Source organism: Ectothiorhodospira sp. PHS-1 (assembly GCF_000225005.1).
Taxonomy (GTDB): Bacteria; Pseudomonadota; Gammaproteobacteria; order Ectothiorhodospirales; family Ectothiorhodospiraceae; genus Ectothiorhodospira.
This window is the reverse complement of sequence record NZ_AGBG01000008.1, coordinates 42,100-65,891: the sequence shown is the minus strand read 5'-3', so window position 1 is coordinate 65,891 and position 23,792 is coordinate 42,100. Positions and strand designations below refer to the sequence as shown.

Sequence of the window (23,792 nt, the reverse complement as noted above, 5' to 3'; positions counted from 1 at the left end):
CATGACGATTGATCGCGCAGTTTTTGCCTTTGCCGGCGGGATGATCCTGCTCAGCCTGTTGCTGTCCCTGGCCAGCCCGCTGTGGCTGTGGCTCACCGCCTTTGTGGGCCTGAACCTGCTGCAGTCGGCCTTCACCGGGTTCTGCCCGCTGGCCATCGTGCTGAAAAAGGCAGGCATCAAGCCGGGCCAGGCGTTCAATTGATCTGAATCGGCCCTGACCGGTGCGCCCAAGGGCGCACCGGTTCATTTTGTTCTTCCCCGACCATGCCCCTGCCCTGATGATGGGATCCGCTGCAGCTGGATGGCGGGTTCGCTCCACTCCCTTTCCCGTGGCCTGTCAGGGCGACGCTGATTTCCAGCTTTTTCAGCCCAACCCGCGCGAGTCGAATCGACAACACCCGGGCTTTCCCTCCTCCCCGGTGGGTCCCGTGGTTCCTGTCTCAGCAACATCTCCAGGGTGGGTTCAGGTGCCTTGGCTGTTTTCATGGACACCGGCAAGACATTCGTCAGGGATGGCCCATGAAGCCATGGGCTGATGCCAAGTGCAGCCACGCCGCCGAGAAAGATCAGTCCCGGCACCCATGCCGACACTCCCATCAGGGTCAGATAGATCGCCAGCAACACCCCACTGCCCCCTGCCATCTGCGCCCAGCGGCACCCCTGCCCATGAAGCACGGCGCCCGCTGCTGCCAGCATCAGTAGGGTCGAGAGGGTCACTGGCACCCCATGCTGCCATAGCACGGGAATAAGGATGTCGGCCAGCAACTGGGCATCCATGTCAGGCGTACTGAAGTCGAAGTCCCTTTGCGAGGCCGCCAGGAACACCGCGGACAGTAGAACCCCCAGAAGATGCAGTAGTGCCGCCAGAGCCGCCGCCATCATCGCCATCGCCGCCACCGGGCAAGCCAGGCGATACAGCAGTGATGATGCCTCCCCGCCCGGATCGGTTTCCTTGTTCATTCCGCCTGCCCTCCTCCCGGTAAGCCTCACGCTCTTCCCGGTCAATATACCTGCCTGTTCTAGTAACATGGACTCTGCCTGGCCAATCGGCCGACCCATGCTCGGAATTCGGGAGCCTTTATCATGACCAAAGACAAGCCTTACCAGATCCATGCCCTGGAACTGGGCCCCATGGGCAACCGGATCTATCTCATCGAGGATAGCGCCTCCGGCACCGCCGCCGTGGTGGATCCTGCCTGGGAAGTGGAAGAAGTGACCGATCTGGCCCGCGCCCGGCGGCTGCGAATCACCCACATCCTGCTCACCCATACCCATCAGGACCACGTCAATGGCCTTGATCGCCTGCGGGCACAGGCCCCTGACGCCCGGGTGCACCTGCTCAAGGCCGAAGCAGACATCTGGGGGGACTGCCCGGTGGATGTACATTTGCACCAGGATGGTGATCTGATCCAGCTGGGGGAGACCACGATCCGGGTGATGCATACCCCCGGACATACGCCGGGGTCAGTCTGCTACCACTTGGGCGATGACCTCATCACCGGTGACACACTGTTTGTTTTCGGCTGCGGTCGCTGTGACTTGAAGGGAGGGGACCCCGCTGCCATGTTCCATACCCTGGCGCGCCTGCGGCAGACGCTGCCGGGCGGGACCGTGATCCACCCGGGGCATGACTACGGCGTGAAGCCGCAATCCACGCTCAAGGAACAGGCGGAGGGAAATCCGTTCATGCAGTTTGATGATGTGGCGGCATTCACCCGCTACCGGATGCACGACCATGATCAGGTGCGGGACACCCCCTACGGGCCGGTGAGCCTGCGGTAACGCGAAGGATACGCCGATGATGGCCCATGGTCCGTCATTCCCGCTTTCGCGGGAGTGACGGCAAGGAAGCACATCACCCCAGGGACTCCAGCCAGGCCCGCCGACAATTGGCCTGGCGCCGTTGCTCCAGGAGCTGACGGATGCGACCACCGGCCTCGTCCAGGGTCACGGGTCCGGCGGGATGGATGGTTTCGCAGTAGAGCAGATGCAGCCCCACTTCGGTCTGCACCGGCTCGCTCACCATACCCGCCGTCATCCGGAACAGTACAGCGTCCAACGCCGGGTACAGATGCCCCTCGGGCACCCGCCCCAGCAGCCCGCCCTGGAGTGCGCTGGGACACTCGGAGTGGCGCATGGCCAGATCGGCGAACATCCCCGGATCAGCAAGCAGGGTCTCCCGGATCGCCTCCAACCGCGCCCGGGCAGCCTCCGGGGTATTTTCAGGAAAATCCGGATTCAGGGTGATCAGGATCTGCCTCACCGTACGGGTTTCCGGACGCTGCAGGCGATCCTTGTGACACGCATGGTACCGGGCCACTTCCTCGTCCGTCACCGGCTCGGCCCGGGCAGCCACCCGCTCCAGCAGGGACTCCAGGCGTAATTCCCGGTAAAGGGCCTGCAAAAGACCCTCCCGATCAAGACCATGGCGACTCAGCTCTTCCTGAAACTGCCGCGGCTCCGGGTAACGGGATTCGATCTCCCGCAAGGCCCGGGTCACCTGCCCCTCGGGCACATGGACATCCCGGGCATCGCTGGAGGCCAGGGCTCGCGCACCGATGTCATAGGCCCTAAGGGCGCGATGACGAACAATGCCTCGCTCGTCATCGGAGAGGCTGCCCAGGGGCTTGTCGAAGTAGTCCAGGGCAGCCCGCAGCTCGATGTAAAGGAGTTCGGGGCGCTGTTCCAGTGTAAGACTCATGAAGGTTGCTCCTCGGTCGGATCGGTCAGGGCCTGCTCCGGCACCTGCAGGACCCGTCCGGCAAAGTTCACGTGATAGGCCACACCGTCCGGCAGATCCCGCAAGACCTTGCAGACCTCGCCCACGGTCCCGGGGCTCACCACCGTCTCGCCGTTGATCCCCAGCGGAATTGCCGGGGTCACCTTGTCACGGAATTCATACCGGGTGGGCACCCAGGGGGCGTCGGCGTCGATCAATTCTTCCTGTCGGCACCCCACCACACGGCCCGCTTCCAGAAAGTTGACGGTGTAGATCACCTGATCCTGCAGGAAGGTACCCCTGCCGATGACCACCCCGATGCTGCCCCGGGGCACCAGCAGCTCGCCCCGGTCCATACCGGGGTAGGTGCCGTCGTTACGCAAGGGACGGACCACCCTGACCTGCTCGCCGTACTCTCGATATTGCTCCATGGGGCTATCTCCGGATGAAGGCCTGTTCCAGGGGCACTACGGTGACGCCCGGCGCCGGGCGCTTGAAAACCTTGAACACCTTTTCGGTGCGGGCATCGGATTCCACAAAATCCGCGTAGGACTGCATCAGCAGGCTGCGGTAGATATCCCGACGGGCCGACAGATCCGTGGGCAGGTTGTCCAGAGTGCCGGAGAGATAGTCATGAAAACGCTGCAGGATATGCAGACGATTCACCCGGACAACGGCCTCATCGTAAGGAATGTTGAAATACTCAAGAAACTCTTCGGCAGACCCCATTTCCCGCAGGTCTTCTTCCAGTTCGGTGGTTTCAGTCATGGTTCAGACCTCGATGGTGGATATCAATGAAACACGCGGCCTCACGCCACCGCCCCGTTCGGGCAGGCGAGTTCCGCATACCAGGTGGCCAGTTCATGCTCCGTCGGCGGCCGCTTGGACTGTGAAACGGATCGACGCAAACGACTCAGCAACAGGGCCGCCTGGGCCTTGTCCAGGGTTACTCCCATGCGCGCATAGGCCGCCATCACGGCATGGGCGCCGGAATGCTTGCCCAGCACCAGACGGTGCTCCCGGCCCAGTTCCGCCGGATCCACGCCCTGGTAATTGGCCGGATCCTTGAGCAGACCGTCCACATGGATGCCCGCCTCGTGGGTGAAGACCCCCTCTCCCACCAGGCTCTTCTGCCAGTGGATGGGACGGCCGGAAGCGGTCTCCACCAGATGGGACAGGGCCGGGAAACGGCGCAGCTCCACTCCGGTTTCGATGCCGTGAAGCCGACGCAACCCCATCACCACCTCTTCCAGGGCGGCGTTGCCGGCCCGTTCCCCGATGCCGTTGACGGTGGTGTTCACATGGGTGGCTCCCCCAAGGGCGGCGGCCAGGGTGTTGGCGGTGGCCAGGCCCAGGTCGTCATGGGCATGCATCTCGATCTCCAGGTCGGAGACAGCGCGCAGCTGCCGGATGCGTGCCAGCACACCGAAGGGTTCCATGATGCCCACGGTGTCGGCGAAGCGGAAACGGCGCGCCCCGGCAGACTGGGCGATCTCGATCACCCGGCAGAGAAAATCGGGATCGGCCCGGGAGGCATCCTCCCCGCCCACGCCCACCTCCAGTCCCAGTTCCAGGGCCTGGGCCACGTGACGGCGGATGCTTTCCAGCACCCACTCCCGATCCCGGCCCAGTTTGCGCCGGATCTGCTGATCCGAAACGGGGATGGACAGGTCCACCATGTGAACCCCCAGACCCGCGCAGTCGGCCAGGTCATCGGCGCGCATGCGGCTCCACACCAGCAAACGGGCCTTGAGTCCCAGCCGGGCCAGCAGAGCGATGGACTCCCGTTCCTCGGGACCCATGGAAGGAATGCCGATTTCCAGTTCGGGAACACCCAGGTCATCCAACCCCCTGGCGATGGCCACCCGCTCGGCGTCATTGAAGGCCACGCCGGCGGATTGTTCACCGTCTCTCAAGGTGGTGTCGTCGATGACGATGCCGAGCGGTTGGGTCATGGATGTCCTCGTCGGGCGAATGGGGCCATGCCGAGGATTTAGCGATTATCGTGCCAGGCAATCAAGCTAATGATTTTAAATGATTATTTAATGACGGGATGAGGGTGGTTATGTGACTTGACGGGGGGATTGTGGGATTTACTACAAAGCGCCTTGCTCCTGCCTCAAGAAAGACATCCTGACCGCCATCCCCCGAAGGCGCCTTGCCGTCATCAACCCGCCGTCACTCCCGCGAAGGCGGGAGTCCAGGATGTCCCTTTTGCCCCAAGGCAAAGGCGGCAACCACCATCGGTCGGGAGAATGGCGTGGTTCCGTCCTGATCCTGAATTCGCAGGCGGAGAAAATGATATAAGTAAAGACCACCCCCCCCTCAGGGTCGGTCATGAACAGACCAGGATGGCAGCCACCCGTACCCACCTCGGGAGCCTAAAAATCCGTGATACCCGCACCAGGACACTCCCGGTGACCCAATACCCGCTGCTTGGCGATGGCCGCCACCGGCACATCGCTATCAAGGCCTGGATGCTCTATCTGGGTTTTTGCCTGGTACTGGCCTTGGTCATCGCCTGGGATCTGAACGCTTCCAGCAGGCAGGACATGGAGGCTTCCCGACAGCGTACCCATTCCACCAGCGTGCTGGTGAGCGAGTGGCTGTACGCCGCATTCGAGACCAGCGGTGCCCTGCTCAGCAGCATGGCCGGCGAGATCCGGCCCGAGACCCTCCGGCCCCGCGAGGATGACCCGGAAGCCCACGCCCGCATCAACCAGTGGCTTGACCGTCATCTTCGCCTCCTGCCCCATGCCCAGGCCATCGCCCTGTTCGATCTCGAGGGGGTGATGACTCACGCCTCCGGTGGCGACCTGAAGATCGATCACGACATCAGCGATCAGAACCATTTCCTTTCCCTGCGCGCCGATCCCGACCTGGAACGCCTGGTCTCCCGGGCCTTCTGGTCCCCCGCGGGTGAACGGTTTCTCGTCGTCCATGCCCTATCCCTTCGTGACGCCGAGGGCCGGTTTGCGGGGTTGCTGGAGGTGCGCCTGGATCTGGGTTTCTTCGACCACTGGCTGGAACGTGCAGAACCCCCTCCCGGCAGCAGCCTGACCATCGTGGACCACGGGGAACGGTTACTGGCGCGGCGCCCCCGGGATGCCCTGGAGAATCTGGAGGCCCAGCTTGGTCACCCGGTGGAGGCCGGCCGATTGATCCCCCTGATTATTGGTGAGAAAGATACATTGCATTTCACCATTGTCTCGCCGGTGGACGGGACGCGCCGCTCCTACACGGCCCAGATGGTACGGGAGTTACCTTTCCTGGTGGTGGCCGGGGAAGCGCAAGATGTCGTGATGGCCGCCTGGTGGCGAAAATTCTGGACCCTGAGCCTCGCCTGGTGGGTCATTGTCGGTCTGGGTTTGCTGGTAATGCGCGGCTATCTGCGTATCCTGCAGTCCGATCTGGCGTTAAAGCGCAGCCATCATTCCCTGGAAGCGGCCAACCGGTTCCTGGGCCAGGAGATTCGGGAGCGCCAGGAGGCGGAAGCAGATCTGCGACGTTCCGAGGAGAAATACCGCTTTCTGGTGGAAAACAGTTACGACATCATCTACCTGTTTTCCCCCGATGGACATATCCGGTTCGTTTCCCCCAGCTGGCAGACCCTCATGGGTCACAATCCTGAACGTGTCCTGGGTCGCCATTTCTCCGAATTCGTCCACCCGGAGGATCTCCACCTCTGCCTTCGGGCATTTGCCGACGTCATGCAACAAGGCCAACACGTGCAGGATGTCGAATACCGGGTGCTGCATTCGGACGGCTATTGGCGCTGGCATAGCTCCAGTGCCCTACCCTCACGGGACGAGGTGGGAAAGATTACCGGCTTCCAGGGCATCGCCCGGGACATCACCGCCCGCAAGCAGGCCGAGGAAGAGATCAGGACCCTGGCCTTTTACGACCCGTTGACCCAGTTGCCCAACCGGCGTCTGCTCACCGAACGCCTGGAGGCGTCCGTCGATCTCTGCCGCCGCGAGCACCATCATGGGGCATTACTGTTCATCGATCTGGACAACTTCAAGATCCTCAACGACACCCTGGGCCATGACCAGGGCGACCGTTTGCTCATCCAGGCGGCCAAACGCATCATCGGCTGCGTGCACGAAAACGACACCGTGGCCCGTTTGGGTGGGGATGAATTCGTGGTCATGCTGCACAGGCTCAGCCACGAGGCTCAGGAGGCCACTCAACAGGCTGGGTTTGTCGCCGACAAGATCCTGGCCGCCTTGAACCATCCTTATCGCCTCGGTGACCAGGAGCACCACGGCACCGCCAGTGTCGGCATCACCCTGTTTGATCGTGAATCGTTGAGCGTGGACGAACTCATGAAGCGTGCCGACCTGGCCATGTATCAGGCCAAGGCGGCGGGACGCAACACCCATCGGCTGTTCGACCCGGCAATGCAGGCATCGGTAATGGCCCGGGCCGCCCTGGAGGGAGATCTGCGCCGAGCGCTCGTGGAAAAACAGTTTTTGCTGCATTACCAGGCAGTGGTAAACGACGACAGCCAATTGATGGGCGCCGAGGCCCTGTTGCGCTGGCAGCATCCGGAGCGGGGCTTGGTACCTCCCGGTGAGTTCGTTGCCCTGGCCGAAGACACGGGCTTGATCCTGCCCCTGGGGCAATGGGTACTGGAGACTGCCTGTACCCAACTGGCCCAATGGGCCGGGGACGCCTCCCTGAGGCACCTGAAGATGGCTGTCAATGTGAGCGCCCGTCAGTTTCGGCACCCGGACTTCGTGCCCGGCGTGCTGAAGATCCTGAACACCACCGGCGCCGACCCTCACCGTCTCAAACTGGAGATCACCGAGAGCCTGTTACTGGAGGACGTGGAGGATGTGATCGACAAGATGCGGCAGTTACGGGCGCGGGGCATCACGTTTTCCCTGGATGACTTCGGCACGGGATATTCTTCCCTGAGCTACCTCAAGCGGCTGCCTCTGGACGACGTGAAGATCGACCAGTCGTTCGTCCGCGATGTACTCAACGATCCCAACGACGCGGCCATTGCCCGAACCATCGTGGCCCTGGCCGGCACGCTCGGCCTGAGGGTGATCGCCGAGGGGGTGGAAACCCGGGAACACTGGGAGTGGCTGAGCCGAAACGGCTGCCATACTCACCAAGGGTATTATTTCGGGCGACCGGGGCCGGTGGGGATGATTCAGGAAGCCATCCGGAACTGGACCCCTCCCACCCGCCGGGCAGGTAACCTGGGTACGGGCTAACCCCCACCCGCTGGCATCCAGGCTCAGCGGGCCGGTTCGATGCGATACAGGGCACCATTGGAGGCATCCGTGAGGACGTAGAGATACCCGTCCGGCCCCTGGCGGACATCCCGGATCCGCCCCACCCGGTCCCGCAGCAGTTCTTCGGCGTGGACCACCGTCCGATCCTCCAGCACCAGGCGCAGGATGCGTTGCGCCCGCAGGCCGCCCGCCAGCAGATTACCCTGCCAGCGCGGGAAATGGTCACTGTCCACCACCGCCAGCCCGGAGGGTGCCAGGGTGGGCAGGAACTCGAATACCGGGTCCACCATGTCCTCCCGATGGCAGGCCTGGGCATCGGGAAAACGCGCTTCGGTCCGGTAATCCCGCCCCAGGGTCACCACGGGCCAGCCGTAGTTGTTGCCCGCTTCGATCAGATTCAGCTCATCCCCGCCCCGGGGGCCGTGTTCGGTGACCCAGACCTCGCCCGTGGCGGGATGCAGGGCCAGGCCCTGGATGTTGCGGTTGCCGTAGGTGTAGATCTCCGCGGCATACCCTTCCCGCCCGACGAAGGGATTGTCCTCGGGCACCGTGCCGTCATCATTCAGGCGCACGATGCTGCCGGAGTGATCCATTGTGTCCTGGGCCCTGGGAGGATGGGCGCCGCGATCACCGATGGTCATCAGCAGGGTGCCGTCGGGTAGAAACAGCAACCGGGAGCCGTAATGGCGGCCGGGCTGGGTGCGGGTGTTGGACTCGAAGATGTTTTCCACCGCCGTGAGCCGGTCGCCGTCCAGCCGGGCACGGATCAGGGCCGGCACCGTGCCGCGGGCATCGCCCTTGGAATAGGTCACGTAGATCCAGCCGTTGTCCTCATGGCGGGGATGGAGCACCACATCCAGTACCCCGCCCTGGTTGACGGCATGGAAGGCAGGAAACCCTTGCAAGGGTGTCTTGCGACCGTTTCGGTCCACCAGGACCAGTCCATTGGGACGCTCGGAGATCAGCTTGCGCCCATCGGGCAGGAAAGCCACCGCCCAGGGATGGGTGAGCCCATCCACCACCTTGACCAGGCGCATGGATTGATATTCGGAGCTGATATTGGGTGCCACCACTTCATCGGCCAGGACAGGCGCCGCGACCAGAGTAAGGCACAAAGACACCACCCCCCATAGACTGCCGGCATGGATCCTCATCTGGTCTCGTCCCTGCTCCGAATTTCGTATTCGAAAGTGTTCATTAAAACCGATGCCCTCGCCGTTTGCCGTCGAGACAACCGGTGCGGGAAGCGGTTTGCAATGTGTGCGGGATTGACCACGACAACCTCTCAGCGTGAGATCTCCCAACGAGTATAGTGCGGGTTCATCTTCAGGAGACACCGCATGGCAAGACGCAAGCACACATCCCGGGAGGGAAATCATCACTGTCACTGCGGCTCGGGACTCACCCGAGAGCACTGTTGCGGCCCGTTTCTGGATGGTCGGTCCATCCCCCAAACCGCCGAAGCCCTGATGCGCTCCCGCTACACGGCTTTCGTGGAAGGGCGCGCGGACTATCTGTTGGATACCTGGCACCCGGAAACCCGGCCCGAGGTGCTGGAACTGGAGGCAAAACAGCGATGGCTGGGCTTGAGCATCCGCGCAACGTCAGGAGGTGGACCGGCGGACGAGAACGGCGAGGTGGAATTCGTAGCCCGGTCACGGGTCGGCGGCAAGGGTATCCGTCTGCATGAGCGCAGCCATTTTCTGCGCATCGACGGGCGCTGGCAATACGTGGATGGGGACTTTCTTGCCTGACCCAGTGCACGGATCAGGACGACCCATAAATTCAAAAAAAGAATGACAAAGGAAAAATTAATTCTTTATTGATAATAAGCAATCCCTGTAAAGTCAGGCCAGGATCGTTGAGGAGCACTATCATGGCCCATACCACGCTGATCGTACCCGGCTTTCACGGCAGTGAAGCCGAACACTGGCAAACCTGGATGGAATCGCTGCTTCCGGATGCCTGCCGGGTCACCGGCATCGACTGGGAATCGCCGGTCCTGTCCCGCTGGGTGGAGGCCGTGGGCAACGAGATCACACGTTCGGTGGGACCGGTCTGGCTGGTGGCCCACAGCTTCGGCTGCCTGGCGACGGTCACCGCCGCCAGTCATCTGTCCTCACGGGTGGCCGGGGTCATGCTGGTGGCACCGGCGGACCCGGACAGGTTCTCCTCCTTCGGTACACGGGACCCGTCAGACCCGGCCGAAAGCCTGGCCTCCCGGTTGCCCTCCCGCCCGCTGGAGTTTCCCGGTCTGGTGGTGGCCAGCACCAACGACCCCTGGATGCCCATGGCCAAGCTGCTCCCCTGGACCACTCGATGGGGCGCTCCGGTCATCAACATCGGCAATGCCGGCCACATCAACGTGGCATCCGGCTTCGACCCCTGGCCCCAGGGACTGGATCTGTTGCGCGCCCTGCAACAGCAGTCTTCCGCGGGAGTACGCCGGGCCGGGTAGCAACGGCACAGACCCAACCAGGCTTTCAGAACGACCCGGCACCGGGTTGTTCCATTTTCAGCATCGCCAGCACCGACTCTCTCAGGCCCATGGCCGCAAAGATCGAAACCAGGGCGACGATCGGCCCCAGTGCCAGCCACCAGATCACGAACCCCAGAATCAGTCCCGCCTGCTCCACCCGCCAGATCCGCTCCAGAATGAACAGCGTCAGCGAGACGCCCAGCAGTCGCACCCAGAAGATATCCCGGGGGTTTGCGACCGGGGACACCCGCGACCACTGGGACGAGAGACAACTGGACCACACTCCCACCATAATGGTCACGACCGATACGAAGATGGCGAACCACAGCATGATCCTGATCCTCCCAGTGCAAGGCGTGGATGGGCCGTCACATGACCCACACGACGAAAAAACCGGCCTGATACCGGAATACTCTGACCACAGGATGTGCGATAAAGTTCTAAGGAACTTTTTTTATATGGTTTTATGAAATAACAAATCCGTACCAAAATCCGGTTTTCTCAAGGAGATCTCTTGATGAAAGAACGTCCGCTTCTACTGGTTTCCATCCTGGCCCTCTCCCTGGCCTGCGTGGCGCTGATCCTGGGTCCGACCCTGCTGGGCTCCTAGGTACGCCTGGGCATGACTACTTCCGCCGACAAGATCACCAGTGCGCATCGACAGGTGACGGTACGGGGCCTGTCGGAACGGGAAATTCCTGCCAACCTGGTTCTCTGGCCGGTGGTATTCCAGGTCCAGGCGCAGCGACTGGATGAGCTGCAACAGGGTATCGACGGCCAGCGTGGTCAGGTCATCGACTTTCTGCTCGGCCAGGGGTTTGACAGGGAACAGATCCGGATCGTGCCGCCCACCATTACCGACCGGGAACAGAACATCTACGGAGAACACCGTCCGTCCTACCGATTCGGGGCGGACGTGGTGGTGCTGGTACGCAGCGATGATGCCCGGCAGGTGAGCCAGGCCATGCGCGAGACCGGCGCCCTGGTGAGCGCGGGTGTGGCCTTGACCCAGAGCTATGAACACCGACCCCAGTTCCTGTTCACGGAACTGGAGCGGGTCAAACCGGACATGGTGGCCGAAGCCACCCGGGACGCACGCCGTGCCGCCGAGCAGTTCGCCCAGGATTCCGGCAGCCGGGTGGGCGGTATCCTCACCGCGACCCAAGGCTTGTTCAGCATCGAGGATCTGGATAACTACACCCCTGAAATCAAGAAGGTACGGGTAGTCACCACCATTTCCTTCCAGCTGGAGACCCCCTGAGCAGACATCGTGGATCCGAGGCACTGAACGGATTGATCATAAAATGATCAATCCGTTCAGGCCCCCACGTCCTTCAAGGCATCCGGAGAGGTATCCCGACATTATCCACAGGATTGTCCACGTTTTCTGTGGATACCGGCCGCCTAAATCCTGAACCGCCCGACCCAGCCCTGCAGATCGGACGCCAGGCGGGCCAGTTCGTCGCTGGCGCGGGCGATCTGATCAGATCCCGTTGCGGTTTGTTCCACCGCATGACTGATATTGTTGATATTGCGGTTGATTTCATCAGCCACCGCCGACTGTTCCTCGGCGGCGCTGGCAATCTGCGCATTCATGTCATTGATGGCACCGACCGCCTCATCGATGGTCTGCAGGCTCTGCCCCGCCTGGCTGGCCAGCGCCACACTGCCTCTTGCCTTGCCCCGCCCTTCCTCCATGGCGTCCACCGCATTCCGGGAACCCTGCTGCAAACGCGAAATGATCTCGTGAATCTCCTGGGTGGAAGCCTCGGTACGACTCGCCAGGGTACGTACCTCATCGGCCACCACCGCAAAGCCCCGCCCCTGCTCGCCGGCGCGGGCGGCTTCGATGGCCGCGTTCAAGGCCAGCAGATTGGTCTGCTCGGCCACGTCGCGGATCACTTCCAGGACCTTGCCGATCGCTTCGGTATCGCTGGACAAGGATCCGATGACCCCGGCCGCATTCTCGATTTCCGCCGCCAGCGTCTCGATGGAGGCAATGCTCTGTTGCACGACCCGACTGCCTGACAACGAGCTTTGCCGGGCCGAGGTGGCGGCTTGGGCGGCATCGGCCGCATTACGTGCCACGTCCTGCACCGTGGCGGCCATCTGATTCATGGCAGTGGCCACCTGATCCGACTCGCTTTGCTGTTGTCGTACCTGCTTGACTGTGTTTTCGGTCGTCGATGACAGTTCTTCGGCAGCGGCCGCCAGCTGCGAGGAAGCCCCCACGATCTGTCGAATCAACTGATGGATCTTGTCCACGAAGCCGTTGAAAGCCTTTGAGAGATCGGACAGTTCGTCACGTCCTTCCGTGGACAGGCGCTGGGTCAGATCTCCATCCCCCTGGGCGATCTCGTTCATCCGCGCGGCAGTGGCCTGCAAGGGGCCTACAATGCCACGGGCGATCAGCCAGGCGACACTCAGCCCGATCACCACCAGCAGCAGGGCGATGCCCAGGATGGTGGTCACCGCCTGTCGATACTCGACCACATAGTCGGTCCGATCGATCAGGATTTCCAGCACACCCAAAGGCTGTCCCGCAAAATCACGGACCACATGGCCATAGACAGCGACGGGGACGCCGCCATGGGTGATGTTGCGGATCAGCGGCTCTCCGTCAAGGACCCGTTGCAGTTCCGCGGACGTGAAACGGGCATCCCCCGCGATGGTGCCGGCAAACGTTTCAAAACCACGCTCTCCCCGTAGATGAAGGGCCGCGGGCGCATTGTACTGTTCGGTGAATTCCGTAAAGAAGGACGCCCCGAAAGACAGACCGAACTCCACCACCCCGACATGCGTGCCCTGATGAAACACGGGCGCCACCCCTCGCAATCCGAGACCTGCCACACCACGCTCAAGACCATGGAGAGGGCGACGGTCACGGTTGGCCTGGACGATGGTCTCCCGCATGCGGCTCAGATCATCCCCATGACGATCCAGCATGTGCAGACGCAGGAACGAGGTGGCCGGTGCGGTCAGGAACTGAAACTGCACGGCATCATAGGTATCACGCATCGCTTCGAAAACAGGCAATGTGATCGCCTGCAGAGCCTCGCGATCCCGCATTGCAAATGCCTGCTGTACCGCGGGCATGGAGGCCACCACCATGGCTTGGGACTCGGCTCTCACACCGGCATCTTCGATCGACGCCTGAAGTGTTCTGAACAGTTCCTCCGCCTGCCTGATCTGGGCACGATCACTGACGCGATCAATGGCATTGAGCGCCACCGGCACGGTCGTTCCCAGGGCCACCAGGAGCACCAGGGCAAACCCGACCATCAGGCGCGTCCCGATCCGAAAGTTCTTGAGCATCACTGCGACTCCTGTTTTTCCCTGTGCGGTTTTGACCGTGAGTGGATGCGTGGAAACACGGTGATCACTCACTATAGCGGCATGCCCCTATATCTTTAGAGAATATAATGAACTGTTCAAGAGTCCTTTGCCGACAAGGAATTCGGGCTTGTATCCATCTATTATCCACAGGATTGTCCACGCTTTTGTGGATACATGGCATGCTTGCCGGAAAAGACCCGCCATTCGTCGGACAAGAAAGATCTTGCGGGCAGAACCCAAGGCTCATATAAACGAGACTTATGTCGATTGAAGGAGGGCGATGTGGCCAGGCACCACCAACAGTTCCCGCCTGAAATACAGCCGACACAGGAGCCCTCAGCACACCTGCAACGGCAGGCAGAGCGCAGGGCCGCAGTCCTCCAGGAACTTAACCGTTTTCATGACGCCGCCGCCCGGCTGGCCACCGCCAACGCACGACTGCGGCTTGAACAGATTGATGAAGGACTGCACGAATGCCTGGGCATCCTGGGTGAATTTCTGGATGCGGACCGAGCCTATCTGTTCATCAACAATCTGGAGGAACGATACTGGACCAACACCCATGAATGGTGCGCACCGGGCGTGCAGGGATACCGGGAAGCACTCCAGCACGTCAGTTTCGACAGCGTTCCAGGGCTGGCGGAGCTTTTCCTGAGAGGAGAATCATTCGTCCTCACCAGCCTCCATGACCTGCCGCCCAGCATGGCACCCGGACAGGCATTTCTGGAAATGCAGGGTATCCGCTCCATGATCCTCCACCCACTGCTCACCGACGGGGAACTGCTGGGGTTTGTGGGTTTTGACGATATCGAGGACGAACGAGACTTTTCCTCCACGGAACAGGCCATGCTCAGTCTGGCGGCGGAAAACTTTGCCGCCACTTTGGCCAGGCAGCGCCAGTATCAACATGTACAGCAGGCCAGAATCGAACTTGAAAGTGTCAACCAGCGCCTGCGAGAAGCCTTGGAGGAAGTCCAGCGATTGGCTCGTACCGACCCGCTCACGGAACTCTCCAACCGTCGCTGGATGCAGGAATGCCTGGCCAGGGAAGCGGCCCGCCGCCAGCGCACGCCCATCCCGCTATCCATCATTCTGATGGATGTGGACCACTTCAAAATGATCAATGACCGCTTCGGTCATGACGTAGGAGACAAGGTATTGCGCAGACTCGCGGATACCTTCCGGGAAACCGTGCGATGCAAGGACGTCATTGCCCGCTGGGGCGGCGAGGAGTTCATGGTCATGGCAACGGACACGGGACTAAGGGAGGCGGAAAATCTGGCGGAGCGTCTGCGTCACGAGGCAGGCCGACTGCGCGTGCCTCCGCTTGAACAACTCAGTATCAGCCTCGGCGTGGCGGAGGCCGGTCTGAACGAGGAGATCAATCGCCTCATTGTCCGTGCCGATCGAGCGCTCTACCGGGCCAAATCCGAAGGTAGAAACCTGACCATCGTTGCCACAACGGACTAAACCCCATCCCATGACCGCCCTGGACCTGCTCTCCCTCCTGTCCTTTGTGCTCTTTCTGGGCGTCATCATTGGAACTGTCCTGGGCTGGGTGAGTTTCTTTCATGTACGCGCCCTGCGGCAAAGGGTCTTCCGGCTGGAACAGGCACTGACCGCCCGGCCATCCACGGTACCGATACCGCTCCCTGAACCCGATCAGGCGACGGAGACACCCACGCCGGACCCGCAACCGGTCACGGCCATGCCCTCATCCGCCCCGCCTTCGGATACCTCATGGTCCGCCGACGGGGCGCCGGGACGCCCGGCCTGGCTGGCTCACCTGTCCCGACACTGGATGATCTGGCTGGGCGGCCTGTGCGTGGCCCTGGCCGGCGTCTTCATGGTCAAGTACAGCATCGATGCCGGCCTGCTCGGTCCCTGGGGACGGGTGATGATGGGATTGGTCACCGGGATCGGCCTGCACGTCCTGGCCGAGTGGCTGCGCCGCAAAAACGGGCCGGACCCGTCCATCGCCGCCCTGGCCGGCGGCGCCAGCATCACCCTCTACGCCGCCCTGCTGGCCGCCCTGCACCTGTACGGCCTCATGGACCCCAGGCTGATCTTCGTCCTGCTGGCCCTGGTTTCCCTGTTCACCATGATGCAGTCCCTGCTCCACGGCCCTGCCCTGGCGGCCATGGGTCTGGTGGGTGCCTATGGGGTTCCCCTGCTGGTGTCCGAAGAGAGCGGCAACATCCTGAGCGCCCTGCTCTACGCCCTGATCATCAGCGGCGCCGCCCTGCTGCTGTTGCGGCGGATATTCCGTACCTGGCTCTGGTGGGGCGTGGTGGTCGGCGCCCTGGGCTGGTGGCTGCTGTCCCTGACCCTCCCTCAGGCCGATGGATTCCGGGGTCTGTATCTGGCCTTGCTGGCCTGGGGCGTGCTGGCCATCCCCACCTTCGACTGGCGCCTGGATCGCGGCGAGCCCGCCGATACCCGGCCCGGACATCAACCCATGAGCCTGTTTGGCCGGGTGTTTCGGCTGGACCAGATCACCCTCGTGCTCATCATCCTGGCCTGGGGTCTATCCATCCGGCAACAAGGCTTTGACGACCAAGCCCTGTGGCAATGGGGGCCGATGGTGCTGTTGCTGGCCCTGGCTGCCCGGCATCGGGACAGCCTGCGCTGGCTGCCCTGGATGACCCTGGGTGTGCAGTGGCTGGCCTGGATGGGTGCCGCCATGGTCCTGGACTGGACAGGCGGGCAGTATCGATTGATCGGCATTGACGCCGATCTGCAACCGGCCTTTTTGCAATTCGCCGCGCTCATGGCCCTGCTCTATGCGGTTATGGCGGTCCTGCACCTGCGGGTACGGGGATTTTCCCACCCCTGGGCCGCCCTGGCCTTCGTCTCCCCGCTGGTCTGGGTGGCCCTGGCCTATCTGCTGACCGAGGATCTGTCCCGCTCACCGGGCTGGGCCGCGGGCCTGCTGCTGACGGGCATGATCTATGGTGCCATTGCCGCCTGGCGCCTGGAGCGGCACCGGGGTGAGACCGGTGCCGGGGTCTGGTTCGTCATCGGCGGGCATCTGGCCTACTCCCTGGCCGCGGCCATCATGTTCCGGGAGGCCGGACTGACCCTGGTCCTGTCGGCCCAGCTGCTGTCCCTGGCCTGGGTGATGAAGCGCTACCAGTTGCCCTGGCTGGACACCCTGATCAAGGGCATCCTGGTGCTGGTGGTCATCCGCCTCACCTTCAATCCCTGGATCCTGAGCTATCCGCCCGAGCTGCACTGGTCCCTGTGGACCGGCGGCGGCGCCACCCTGTTCTGCGCCCTGGCCGCCTGGCAGACCCGATCCCGACCGGATCTGCAACGCTGGCTGGAGGCGGGCGCCCTGCATCTGCTGGTCCTCACCCTGGGGGCCGAGGTCCGTTACCAGCTCTATGACGGCAATATCTTCATTGCCCGCTACAGCCTCACGGAAGCCGCCATCAACGCCGCCCTCTGGTCGGGCCTGGCTCTGACCTACCGGCAACGGGCCCGGCACAGCCAGACACTGGCAGGTCTCTACCGGCTCTGCTCCAGGCTCCTGTTGCTCATGGCCCTGGGCAGCTATGCCCTGGCGGTCACGATCCTCAATCCCCTGTGGGGACAGGAAACCGTCGCCACCCGCCCCATCGCCAATCTGCTGCTCCTGGCCTACGGCCTGCCGGTGATGATGGCCCTGCTGGTGGCCCGCTACCACGAAGCGCGTTTTCGTCCCGTCGCGCTGGCCATCGCCGGCCTGGGCCTGTGGCTGTTCATCACTTTGGAGATCCGCCATCTCTGGCAGCAGGGGGCACTGTCCATCACCCTGCCCACCGGCAACGGCGAACTCTACACCTACTCCGCGGCCTGGCTGATCCTGGCGGCGAGTGCCATTGTCGCCGGCGGTTACTGGCGCGGGATCCGCCTGTACCGGGCCGGCATGGCCCTGCTGGTCATCGTCATTGCCAAGCTGTTCCTGGTGGACCTGTCGGGCCTGGATGGCCTGTGGCGGGTGGCCTCCTTCATGGGGCTGGGGCTGTCGCTGCTCGGACTGGCCTGGCTGCACCGGCGCATGGGTGAAATCCGGCGGGTATAATTCCGCCCCTGCCACCTCTTCCGATAGCGAAATCTCCCATGCTGCGCATCACCGAACTCAAGCTGCCCCTGGATCACCCCGACGCGGCCCTGCGCGAGGCCATCATCAGGCGCCTGGGGATCGATGCAGCGGACCTGATCACCTTTCGGCTGTTCCGCCGCAGCTATGATGCCCGCAAGAAACACAGCGAGATCCAGTTCATCTATGCGGTGGATGTGGAAGTCCGCAACGAGGCGGACCTGCTCCGGCAATTGGCCGAGGACCGGCATGTGGGTCCGGCCCCGGACATGCGCTACAGGCCGGAGGTGCATGCACCGGAAGGTCTGCGGGAGCGTCCGGTGATCGTGGGTTTTGGTCCCGCCGGCATCTTCGCCGCCCTGATCCTGGCCCAGGGCGGTTTCAGGCCCATCGTGCTGGAGCGGGGTCCCGAGGTCCGTCAGCGCACCCGTGACACCTGGGGCCTGTGGCGCAACGAGATCCTGAACCCGGAATCCAACGTGCAGTTCGGTGAAGGCGGGGCCGGGACCTTTTCCGACGGCAAGCTCTACAGCCAGATCAAGGACCCCAGGCACCACGGGCGCAAGGTGCTTGAGGAGTTCGTCAAGGCCGGGGCGCCGGAAGAGATCCTTTACAGCAGCAAACCCCATATCGGCACCTTCCGGCTCACCGGCGTCGTGGCGCACATCCGGGAACAGATCAAGGCCCTGGGTGGCGAGGTGCGCTTCCGGAACAAGGTCACGGACCTGCTGATGGAAGATGGCCATGTGCGGGGGGTGATGCTGGAAGGCGGGGAAGAGATCCAGAGCCGTCATGTGATCCTGGCTCTGGGTCACAGCGCCCGGGACACCTTCCGCATGCTCCACGCCCGTGGGGTATTCATGGAATCCAAGCCGTTCTCGGTGGGGTTTCGCATCGAACATCCCCAGTCCCTGATCGACAAGGCCCGTCTGGGCAAGTATGCGGGACACCCGAAGCTCGGTGCGGCCGACTACAAGCTGGTCCACCACGCCGGCAATGGTCGCTCGGTCTACAGCTTCTGCATGTGCCCGGGTGGCACCGTGGTGGCCGCCACGTCCGAACCGGAGCGGGTGGTCACCAATGGCATGAGTCAGTACTCCCGCAATGAAAGAAACGCCAATGCGGGGATCGTGGTGGGTATTTCCCCGGCGCAGGATTATCCTGGTGGTCCGCTGGCGGGCATTGAGTTTCAGGAGGGTCTGGAATCCCTGGCCTATCGGCTGGGGGGCGGCAATTACCACGCCCCGGCCCAGCGGGTGGGGGACTTTCTCGCTGGCCAGGCCTCCAGTGCCCTGGGCAGTGTGGAGCCCTCCTACACACCGGGCGTCACGGCCACGGACCTGGCCCAGGCCCTGCCGGACTTCGCCATCCAGGCCCTGCGCGAGGCATTGCCGGTGTTTGATCGACAGATCAAGGGGTTCGCCATGGGCGATGCCGTACTCACCGGAGTGGAGACCCGGACCTCCGCCCCTTTGCGCATTACCCGCGGCCAGGACCTGCAAAGCCTGAACCTCAAGGGTCTGTACCCGGCGGGCGAAGGGGCCGGTTACGCCGGCGGCATTCTCTCCTCCGGGGTGGACGGCATCCGCGTAGCCGAGGCGGTGGCCAGAGATCTGATCCGGCCACTGTAGGGACATCACAATGGACTTTCCCCTCAACATCTCTCAGTGGCTAATGGCCAGTCTCGTGATCATCATCGGCGCCGTCATCCAGGGCGGCATCGGCTACGGCGTGGCCCTGCTGGGAGCGCCCCTGCTCTACCTGATCCATCCCCAACTGATTCCGGCCCCCATGATCATCATCGGCATGACCCTGCCGCTGCTGATCCTGTCCCGGGAATGGCGCGCCGTGCGTCCAAGGGACGTAGCCTGGGCCCTGCCCGGCAGTCTGGCCGGCACTGCTCTGGCCGCCGCACTGCTGGGCAGCATCGCGGAAGATGTCATGGGGGTGTTGCTGGGTGGCCTGGTGCTGCTGGCCGTGGCCCTGAGCCTGGTGCATCGGGTGCCAGAACCTCGACCGGCCCACCTGGTGGGTGCCGCGGGCCTATCCGGTTTCATGGCCACCATCACATCCATCGGCGGCCCGCCTCTGGCCCTGGCCTTCCAGAATGTCACCGGCCCCCGGCTGCGGGGCACCCTGTCGGCCATCTTCGTGCCCGCCGGCCTGCTGTCCCTGACCGCCCTGGCCCTGCTGGACCGATTCGGAATGACGGAAATCCTGCTGGGATTGTCACTGCTGCCGGCCATCCTGGTGGGATTCTGGATCTCCGGCTGGGTGGCGGGGTATCTGGACCGTCACTGGCTACGGCCTGCCGTGCTGTGGCTTTCCGGCATCGCCGGCGTGGCGGCCATCCTGAGGTCAGTGATCTGAACCACCGGGATCAGTCATTGAGTACATCACCAAAACACAGGGCATGAACATCGGTCAGGCCCCAGTCTCGCGGGTCTTCACGCTGGATGATGGATTCGTCGCATCCGGGGCGGGACAGATCCATCACCACCGGAGAGATCTTCCGGGCCCGATTCACCGAATAGAATGTCCTGACGATGGGCTTGAGCAAGGATCCCTCCGACTGTTCCGTGACAATGGCCAGTTTCCCGGAACTCAACCGGACCAGCGAGCCAACAGGATAGATGCCCAGCGTCTTGACGAAGGCCTGGAAGATGCGTTGATCAAAATGACCTCCAGCCCAGCTCATCATCTTCTGGATGGAAATTGCCGGATCCCAGCCCATCTTGTAAGGCCGGTTCGACGTGATGGCGTCATAGACGTCGCAAACCGCCCCCATCTTGGCCAGCATGCTGATCCGATCACCGGTCAGACCGTCGGGATAACCGGAGCTATCCACTTTCTCATGATGATGAATACAGACATCAAAGGTGATGGAGTCTTCCGCAATGCCCTGGGATCGGAGCATCTCCCCGCCTTTGACCGGATGGGCCTTCATGATGGCGAACTCCTGGTCCGTCAGCTTGCCCGGCTTGTTGAGGATTTCCAGGGGAATGACGGCCTTGCCCAGGTCATGCATCAAGCCGGCAACGCCTGCCTCCATGACCATCCCTTCACTGCATTGCAACTCCCTGGCCAGCGCCATCATCATGGCCGAGACCGCCACGGAATGCATGTAGGTATACTCGTCCGCCTGCTTGAGCCGGCTCAGGCTGATCAGTGCAATGGGATTGCGGGCAATGGAATGGGACAACTGGTCAACGACGTTCCAGGCCACGCTCATGTCCACGGCATTGCCCATGCGTGCCTCGGAAAACATTTCGGCCACGGCATGCCTGGACAGATGCAGGATTTTCCTGGCCCGTACCAACTCTTCCTCCATGGAGGCCGGCTGAAGATGTGAACCAATCTGGGCAGCCTGCTCAAGCTGAGAGGCAACCCTGGCATCTTCCTCGTCCCTGGAAACCGAGGGCACCGCGCCGTCAACATCCAGCCCCCTGTCGCAATCGATCCACACCGCCTTGATGCTGCTGGTCTGGATTCGCTCCAGGTCTTTTGCATGAGTCAGCAGGAAACGGGTACGCCAGAAGGGGTGCTCCATCCAGGAGCCGCAGAACTCCGTGATGTACATGCCCATTTTCAGGTCTTCGATAGCGATCTTCTTGAGCAATGACCACCTACCCTAGTGTTGGCTCAACACCCGCACGTCAAGGCATCCCTCAGACCTATCCTGACTCATTTCAGAACCTGCGCTACTGACACTCGTCACGAGAACCCATACAGGTACAAATAGGCAGGCTACGGATATCCCCACGCCAGGAAACGGCGTGGATGTAGATTGCAAAAGGCCCGCATCCAGGCGGGCCTTTTCAGAAGGACAAGAGGTCGTCTTCTATTTATCTTGGAGGCTGGGGTCGGAATCGAACCGGCGTCCACGGCTTTGCAGGCCGCTGCATAACCACTCTGCCACCCAGCCAGGGGAATCGACAAGTGAAAGGCGGATTCTATCCAGATACCCGGCGTTTGGCAACCCCTTGCAACCTGACGCCTTCATCTTTCCGATGGACAAAAATCCCACTGGCCACCGGCACGGGAAACGCAAAAATCCACCTTATTAGGTGGCTTTTTTCCTTGAATCACAAGGACTTATTTGGAGCGGGAAACGAGACTCGAACTCGCGACCCCAACCTTGGCAAGGTTGTGCTCTACCAACTGAGCTATTCCCGCGTCACTTGATGGCGCGTATTTTACAGATCTGCTTCAGGGTGTCAACACTTTTTTATCCACCCATGAAAACCAGCCGCCGGCGCTTATCCAGACCGTGCCAGGCGGTCATTGAACCTCATACCCTGGGCGTATCCCATCCACACCGCCAACATCCACAGGACCACGGAACCGAGCACATACCCCGCGGCCAATCCGGGACGCCCCTGCTGCAACCAGATCAGCGTCTCCAGGCTGAAAACGGAAAAGGTGGTGAATCCACCACAAAAGCCGGCGAGCACGAACTGGCGCATGGCCGGCCCCACCACCAAGGCTCCACCCGGCTCGGTCAGGGCGGCATAGAGGCCGATGAGCCAGGAACCCACCAGGTTCACCACCAGCGTACCCCAAGCAAAGGCTGGTCCCAATGCGGTGAGCGCGGCCACCGACACCAAGTGCCGTGACACAGCCCCCAGGCCACTGCCCAGGGCCACGGCCAGCCAGACTCGGTAACGGTCACGCATCAGATACCTCGCGCCAGTACGTATCCCGTGACGGTATACGCCAGCGCAGCACCTCCCAGACATAAAAAGACGGAAAGGAAGATATTGAAAAACGCCTGCGGAAGTCGGCTACCGCGCAACAGAATCAGGGTCTGCAGGCTGAAGGAAGAGACGGTGGTGTAACTGCCCAGAATCCCTACCACCAGCCATGCCCAGGCATTGATCTGACCTCCTCCCGGACCTCCTGACAGCATCCAGGCGGCGGCCACGCCGATCAGGCTGGCGCCGCTGACATTGACCACCAGGGTACCCCAGGGAAAGGTGTCCCCTATCCGCGAACTGATCCACGCGGTCATCCAATAGCGGAGCAGCCCGCCCAGGGCGCCACCCAGCAGAATGAGGGTCAGGGATGAGGGATTCAGGCCCACCACGGGCATTGCGTCAGACATGCCGCGCATTATGCACGGTACTGTCCGGAGTGGGGCCCCACCGATTCTCGTCCCAAAGTTTGAGACACAGCACCGAATCCCTGGTCAAAGGAACATAAGCTGTGCCGTGCAATCCATAGACATGGGTCTGCCGTCATTGAGGCATGGCTTTCCCGCGCATCTTTTGATCAATGGATTCATCACCCAATCACTCGTGTAGGAGGTTTGCATGAAGCACCGTCACACAGTTATCGCCGCCCTGTCCATCTTCCCCCTGGCCTTTCTGGTGGGATGCTCCGACCGAGGCCCGGCCGAAGAGGCCGGTCAGACCGTGGATGAAGTGATGGAAGAGGCTCAGGAACGTTACGAAGACGCCGTGGAAGCCGCGGAAGAGAGGCTGGACGACGCTGCGGAAGCCATCGGCGATGCCGTGGATGAACCCGGTCCGGCAGAGCAGGCCGGTCGTGAGATCGATGACGCCGTGGACGCGGCGGAGGAAGCCGTGGAAGGCGTGCGGGAATAGTCGAGTGTCCCGTGGGCACCGGGAATGGAGTCCCGGTGTCTGTCTACCCTTGATCTCTCAAAATTTTAATCAGTCATTCCCGCGAAAGCGGGAATCCGGTCATGGAACACAGGCTGAAAATACTGGACTCCCGCCTTCGCGGGAGTGACGGAAAAGAAAAAAGAGAACGGGAGTCATGGGTGGAAAAGGCACGAGAAAAGACAAAAGACAGATGAGGAGTCGTGGGAAGAGACTTGTTCCGTGCTCTCTTAAAATGTGACACTCCTCACAGTATTGTGGCTGGTACTGAAGATGAAGGCAGCAAAATGGCCGATGGCCG

Annotated in this window: 22 protein-coding genes and 2 tRNA genes; 11 read left to right on the top strand and 13 right to left on the bottom strand. The window is 62.2% G+C overall.

Going from position 1 to position 23,792, the window contains the following annotated elements:
* The first annotated feature begins 1 nt into the window (after nucleotide 1).
* Nucleotides 2-202: a DUF2892 domain-containing protein gene (locus tag ECTPHS_RS05165; RefSeq protein WP_008931640.1), complete on the top strand. Its 201-nt coding sequence runs from the start codon at nucleotides 2-4 to the stop codon at nucleotides 200-202.
* A gap of 41 nt (nucleotides 203-243) precedes the next feature.
* Here the strand turns inward: ECTPHS_RS05165 and ECTPHS_RS05160 are convergent, their stop codons facing one another.
* Complete coding sequence (locus ECTPHS_RS05160; protein WP_008931639.1) at nucleotides 244-960, bottom strand: hypothetical protein; 717 nt, start codon at nucleotides 958-960, stop codon at nucleotides 244-246.
* 123 nt (nucleotides 961-1,083) lie between these two features.
* Between ECTPHS_RS05160 and ECTPHS_RS05155 the strand changes: the two genes are divergently transcribed.
* Nucleotides 1,084-1,782, top strand: a complete 699-nt coding sequence (locus ECTPHS_RS05155) for an MBL fold metallo-hydrolase (RefSeq protein ID WP_008931638.1) — start codon at nucleotides 1,084-1,086, stop codon at nucleotides 1,780-1,782.
* Nucleotides 1,783-1,855: 73 nt separating this feature from the next.
* On the opposite strand, the gene nifM is transcribed toward ECTPHS_RS05155, so the two are convergent.
* From nifM to nifV, 4 genes are read right to left on the bottom strand one after another with little or no spacing between them, the layout of a single operon-like run.
* Nucleotides 1,856-2,701: a nitrogen fixation protein NifM gene (gene nifM, locus ECTPHS_RS05150; protein WP_008931637.1), complete on the bottom strand. Its 846-nt coding sequence runs from the start codon at nucleotides 2,699-2,701 to the stop codon at nucleotides 1,856-1,858.
* Complete coding sequence (locus tag ECTPHS_RS05145; RefSeq protein WP_008931636.1) at nucleotides 2,698-3,150, bottom strand: nitrogen fixation protein NifZ; 453 nt, start codon at nucleotides 3,148-3,150, stop codon at nucleotides 2,698-2,700. The genes nifM and ECTPHS_RS05145 overlap by 4 nt, the downstream gene beginning before the upstream one ends.
* 4 nt (nucleotides 3,151-3,154) lie before the next feature.
* Nucleotides 3,155-3,487 carry a nitrogenase-stabilizing/protective protein NifW gene (nifW, locus tag ECTPHS_RS05140; RefSeq protein WP_008931635.1) on the bottom strand — a complete coding sequence of 111 codons (333 nt, stop codon included), beginning with the start codon at nucleotides 3,485-3,487 and terminating at the stop codon, nucleotides 3,155-3,157.
* A gap of 41 nt (nucleotides 3,488-3,528) precedes the next feature.
* Nucleotides 3,529-4,674, bottom strand: coding sequence for a homocitrate synthase (gene nifV / locus ECTPHS_RS05135; protein ID WP_008931634.1), 1,146 nt, complete (start codon nucleotides 4,672-4,674; stop codon nucleotides 3,529-3,531).
* A gap of 462 nt (nucleotides 4,675-5,136) precedes the next feature.
* On the opposite strand from nifV, the gene ECTPHS_RS05125 reads away from it, so the two are divergent.
* Complete coding sequence (locus ECTPHS_RS05125) at nucleotides 5,137-7,947, top strand: EAL domain-containing protein (protein WP_008931632.1); 2,811 nt, start codon at nucleotides 5,137-5,139, stop codon at nucleotides 7,945-7,947.
* 23 nt (nucleotides 7,948-7,970) lie between these two features.
* On the opposite strand, the gene ECTPHS_RS05120 is transcribed toward ECTPHS_RS05125, so the two are convergent.
* On the bottom strand, nucleotides 7,971-9,122 hold the full coding sequence (locus ECTPHS_RS05120; protein ID WP_008931631.1) for a PQQ-dependent sugar dehydrogenase: 1,152 nt from the start codon (nucleotides 9,120-9,122) through the stop codon (nucleotides 7,971-7,973).
* Nucleotides 9,123-9,308: 186 nt separating this feature from the next.
* Between ECTPHS_RS05120 and ECTPHS_RS05115 the strand changes: the two genes are divergently transcribed.
* Together ECTPHS_RS05115 and ECTPHS_RS05110 are read left to right on the top strand one after the other, a co-directional pair.
* Nucleotides 9,309-9,722, top strand: coding sequence for a YchJ family protein (locus tag ECTPHS_RS05115; RefSeq protein ID WP_008931630.1), 414 nt, complete (start codon nucleotides 9,309-9,311; stop codon nucleotides 9,720-9,722).
* Nucleotides 9,723-9,844: 122 nt separating this feature from the next.
* A complete protein-coding gene (locus ECTPHS_RS05110; RefSeq protein WP_008931629.1) occupies nucleotides 9,845-10,426 on the top strand; it encodes an alpha/beta hydrolase in 582 nt (193 codons plus the stop codon).
* Nucleotides 10,427-10,451: 25 nt separating this feature from the next.
* Here ECTPHS_RS05110 and ECTPHS_RS05105 read toward each other — a convergent pair whose 3' ends face one another.
* On the bottom strand, nucleotides 10,452-10,778 hold the full coding sequence (locus ECTPHS_RS05105) for a hypothetical protein (protein WP_008931628.1): 327 nt from the start codon (nucleotides 10,776-10,778) through the stop codon (nucleotides 10,452-10,454).
* Nucleotides 10,779-11,069: 291 nt separating this feature from the next.
* Between ECTPHS_RS05105 and ECTPHS_RS05100 the strand changes: the two genes are divergently transcribed.
* The gene (locus ECTPHS_RS05100; protein ID WP_008931626.1) at nucleotides 11,070-11,708 is read left to right on the top strand and encodes an SIMPL domain-containing protein; all 639 of its coding nucleotides are present in this window, start codon (nucleotides 11,070-11,072) and stop codon (nucleotides 11,706-11,708) included.
* Between the two features lie 143 nt (nucleotides 11,709-11,851).
* Here ECTPHS_RS05100 and ECTPHS_RS05095 read toward each other — a convergent pair whose 3' ends face one another.
* A complete protein-coding gene (locus ECTPHS_RS05095; protein WP_008931625.1) occupies nucleotides 11,852-13,762 on the bottom strand; it encodes a methyl-accepting chemotaxis protein in 1,911 nt (636 codons plus the stop codon).
* A 288-nt stretch (nucleotides 13,763-14,050) separates the two neighbouring features.
* Between ECTPHS_RS05095 and ECTPHS_RS05090 the strand changes: the two genes are divergently transcribed.
* From ECTPHS_RS05090 to ECTPHS_RS05075, 4 genes are read left to right on the top strand one after another with little or no spacing between them, the layout of a single operon-like run.
* On the top strand, nucleotides 14,051-15,253 hold the full coding sequence (locus ECTPHS_RS05090) for a sensor domain-containing diguanylate cyclase (RefSeq protein ID WP_008931624.1): 1,203 nt from the start codon (nucleotides 14,051-14,053) through the stop codon (nucleotides 15,251-15,253).
* A 10-nt stretch (nucleotides 15,254-15,263) separates the two neighbouring features.
* Nucleotides 15,264-17,849, top strand: coding sequence for a DUF2339 domain-containing protein (locus tag ECTPHS_RS05085; protein WP_008931623.1), 2,586 nt, complete (start codon nucleotides 15,264-15,266; stop codon nucleotides 17,847-17,849).
* Nucleotides 17,850-17,887: 38 nt separating this feature from the next.
* The gene (locus ECTPHS_RS05080; protein ID WP_008931622.1) at nucleotides 17,888-19,498 is read left to right on the top strand and encodes an NAD(P)/FAD-dependent oxidoreductase; all 1,611 of its coding nucleotides are present in this window, start codon (nucleotides 17,888-17,890) and stop codon (nucleotides 19,496-19,498) included.
* A gap of 10 nt (nucleotides 19,499-19,508) precedes the next feature.
* A complete protein-coding gene (locus tag ECTPHS_RS05075) occupies nucleotides 19,509-20,237 on the top strand; it encodes a sulfite exporter TauE/SafE family protein (RefSeq protein ID WP_008931621.1) in 729 nt (242 codons plus the stop codon).
* A 10-nt stretch (nucleotides 20,238-20,247) separates the two neighbouring features.
* On the opposite strand, the gene ECTPHS_RS05070 is transcribed toward ECTPHS_RS05075, so the two are convergent.
* From ECTPHS_RS05070 to ECTPHS_RS05050, 5 genes are all read right to left on the bottom strand, one after another.
* Complete coding sequence (locus ECTPHS_RS05070) at nucleotides 20,248-21,486, bottom strand: HD-GYP domain-containing protein (protein ID WP_040405211.1); 1,239 nt, start codon at nucleotides 21,484-21,486, stop codon at nucleotides 20,248-20,250.
* A gap of 232 nt (nucleotides 21,487-21,718) precedes the next feature.
* Nucleotides 21,719-21,792 (bottom strand) — tRNA-Cys (locus ECTPHS_RS05065).
* Between the two features lie 175 nt (nucleotides 21,793-21,967).
* Nucleotides 21,968-22,043 (bottom strand) — tRNA-Gly (locus ECTPHS_RS05060).
* A gap of 83 nt (nucleotides 22,044-22,126) precedes the next feature.
* Complete coding sequence (locus ECTPHS_RS05055) at nucleotides 22,127-22,543, bottom strand: CrcB family protein (protein ID WP_008931619.1); 417 nt, start codon at nucleotides 22,541-22,543, stop codon at nucleotides 22,127-22,129.
* On the bottom strand, nucleotides 22,543-22,971 hold the full coding sequence (locus ECTPHS_RS05050) for a CrcB family protein (RefSeq protein ID WP_141565263.1): 429 nt from the start codon (nucleotides 22,969-22,971) through the stop codon (nucleotides 22,543-22,545). The genes ECTPHS_RS05055 and ECTPHS_RS05050 overlap by 1 nt, the downstream gene beginning before the upstream one ends.
* Nucleotides 22,972-23,179: 208 nt before the next feature.
* On the opposite strand from ECTPHS_RS05050, the gene ECTPHS_RS05045 reads away from it, so the two are divergent.
* Nucleotides 23,180-23,473 carry a hypothetical protein gene (locus ECTPHS_RS05045; RefSeq protein WP_008931617.1) on the top strand — a complete coding sequence of 98 codons (294 nt, stop codon included), beginning with the start codon at nucleotides 23,180-23,182 and terminating at the stop codon, nucleotides 23,471-23,473.
* Nucleotides 23,474-23,792: the final 319 nt, after the last annotated feature.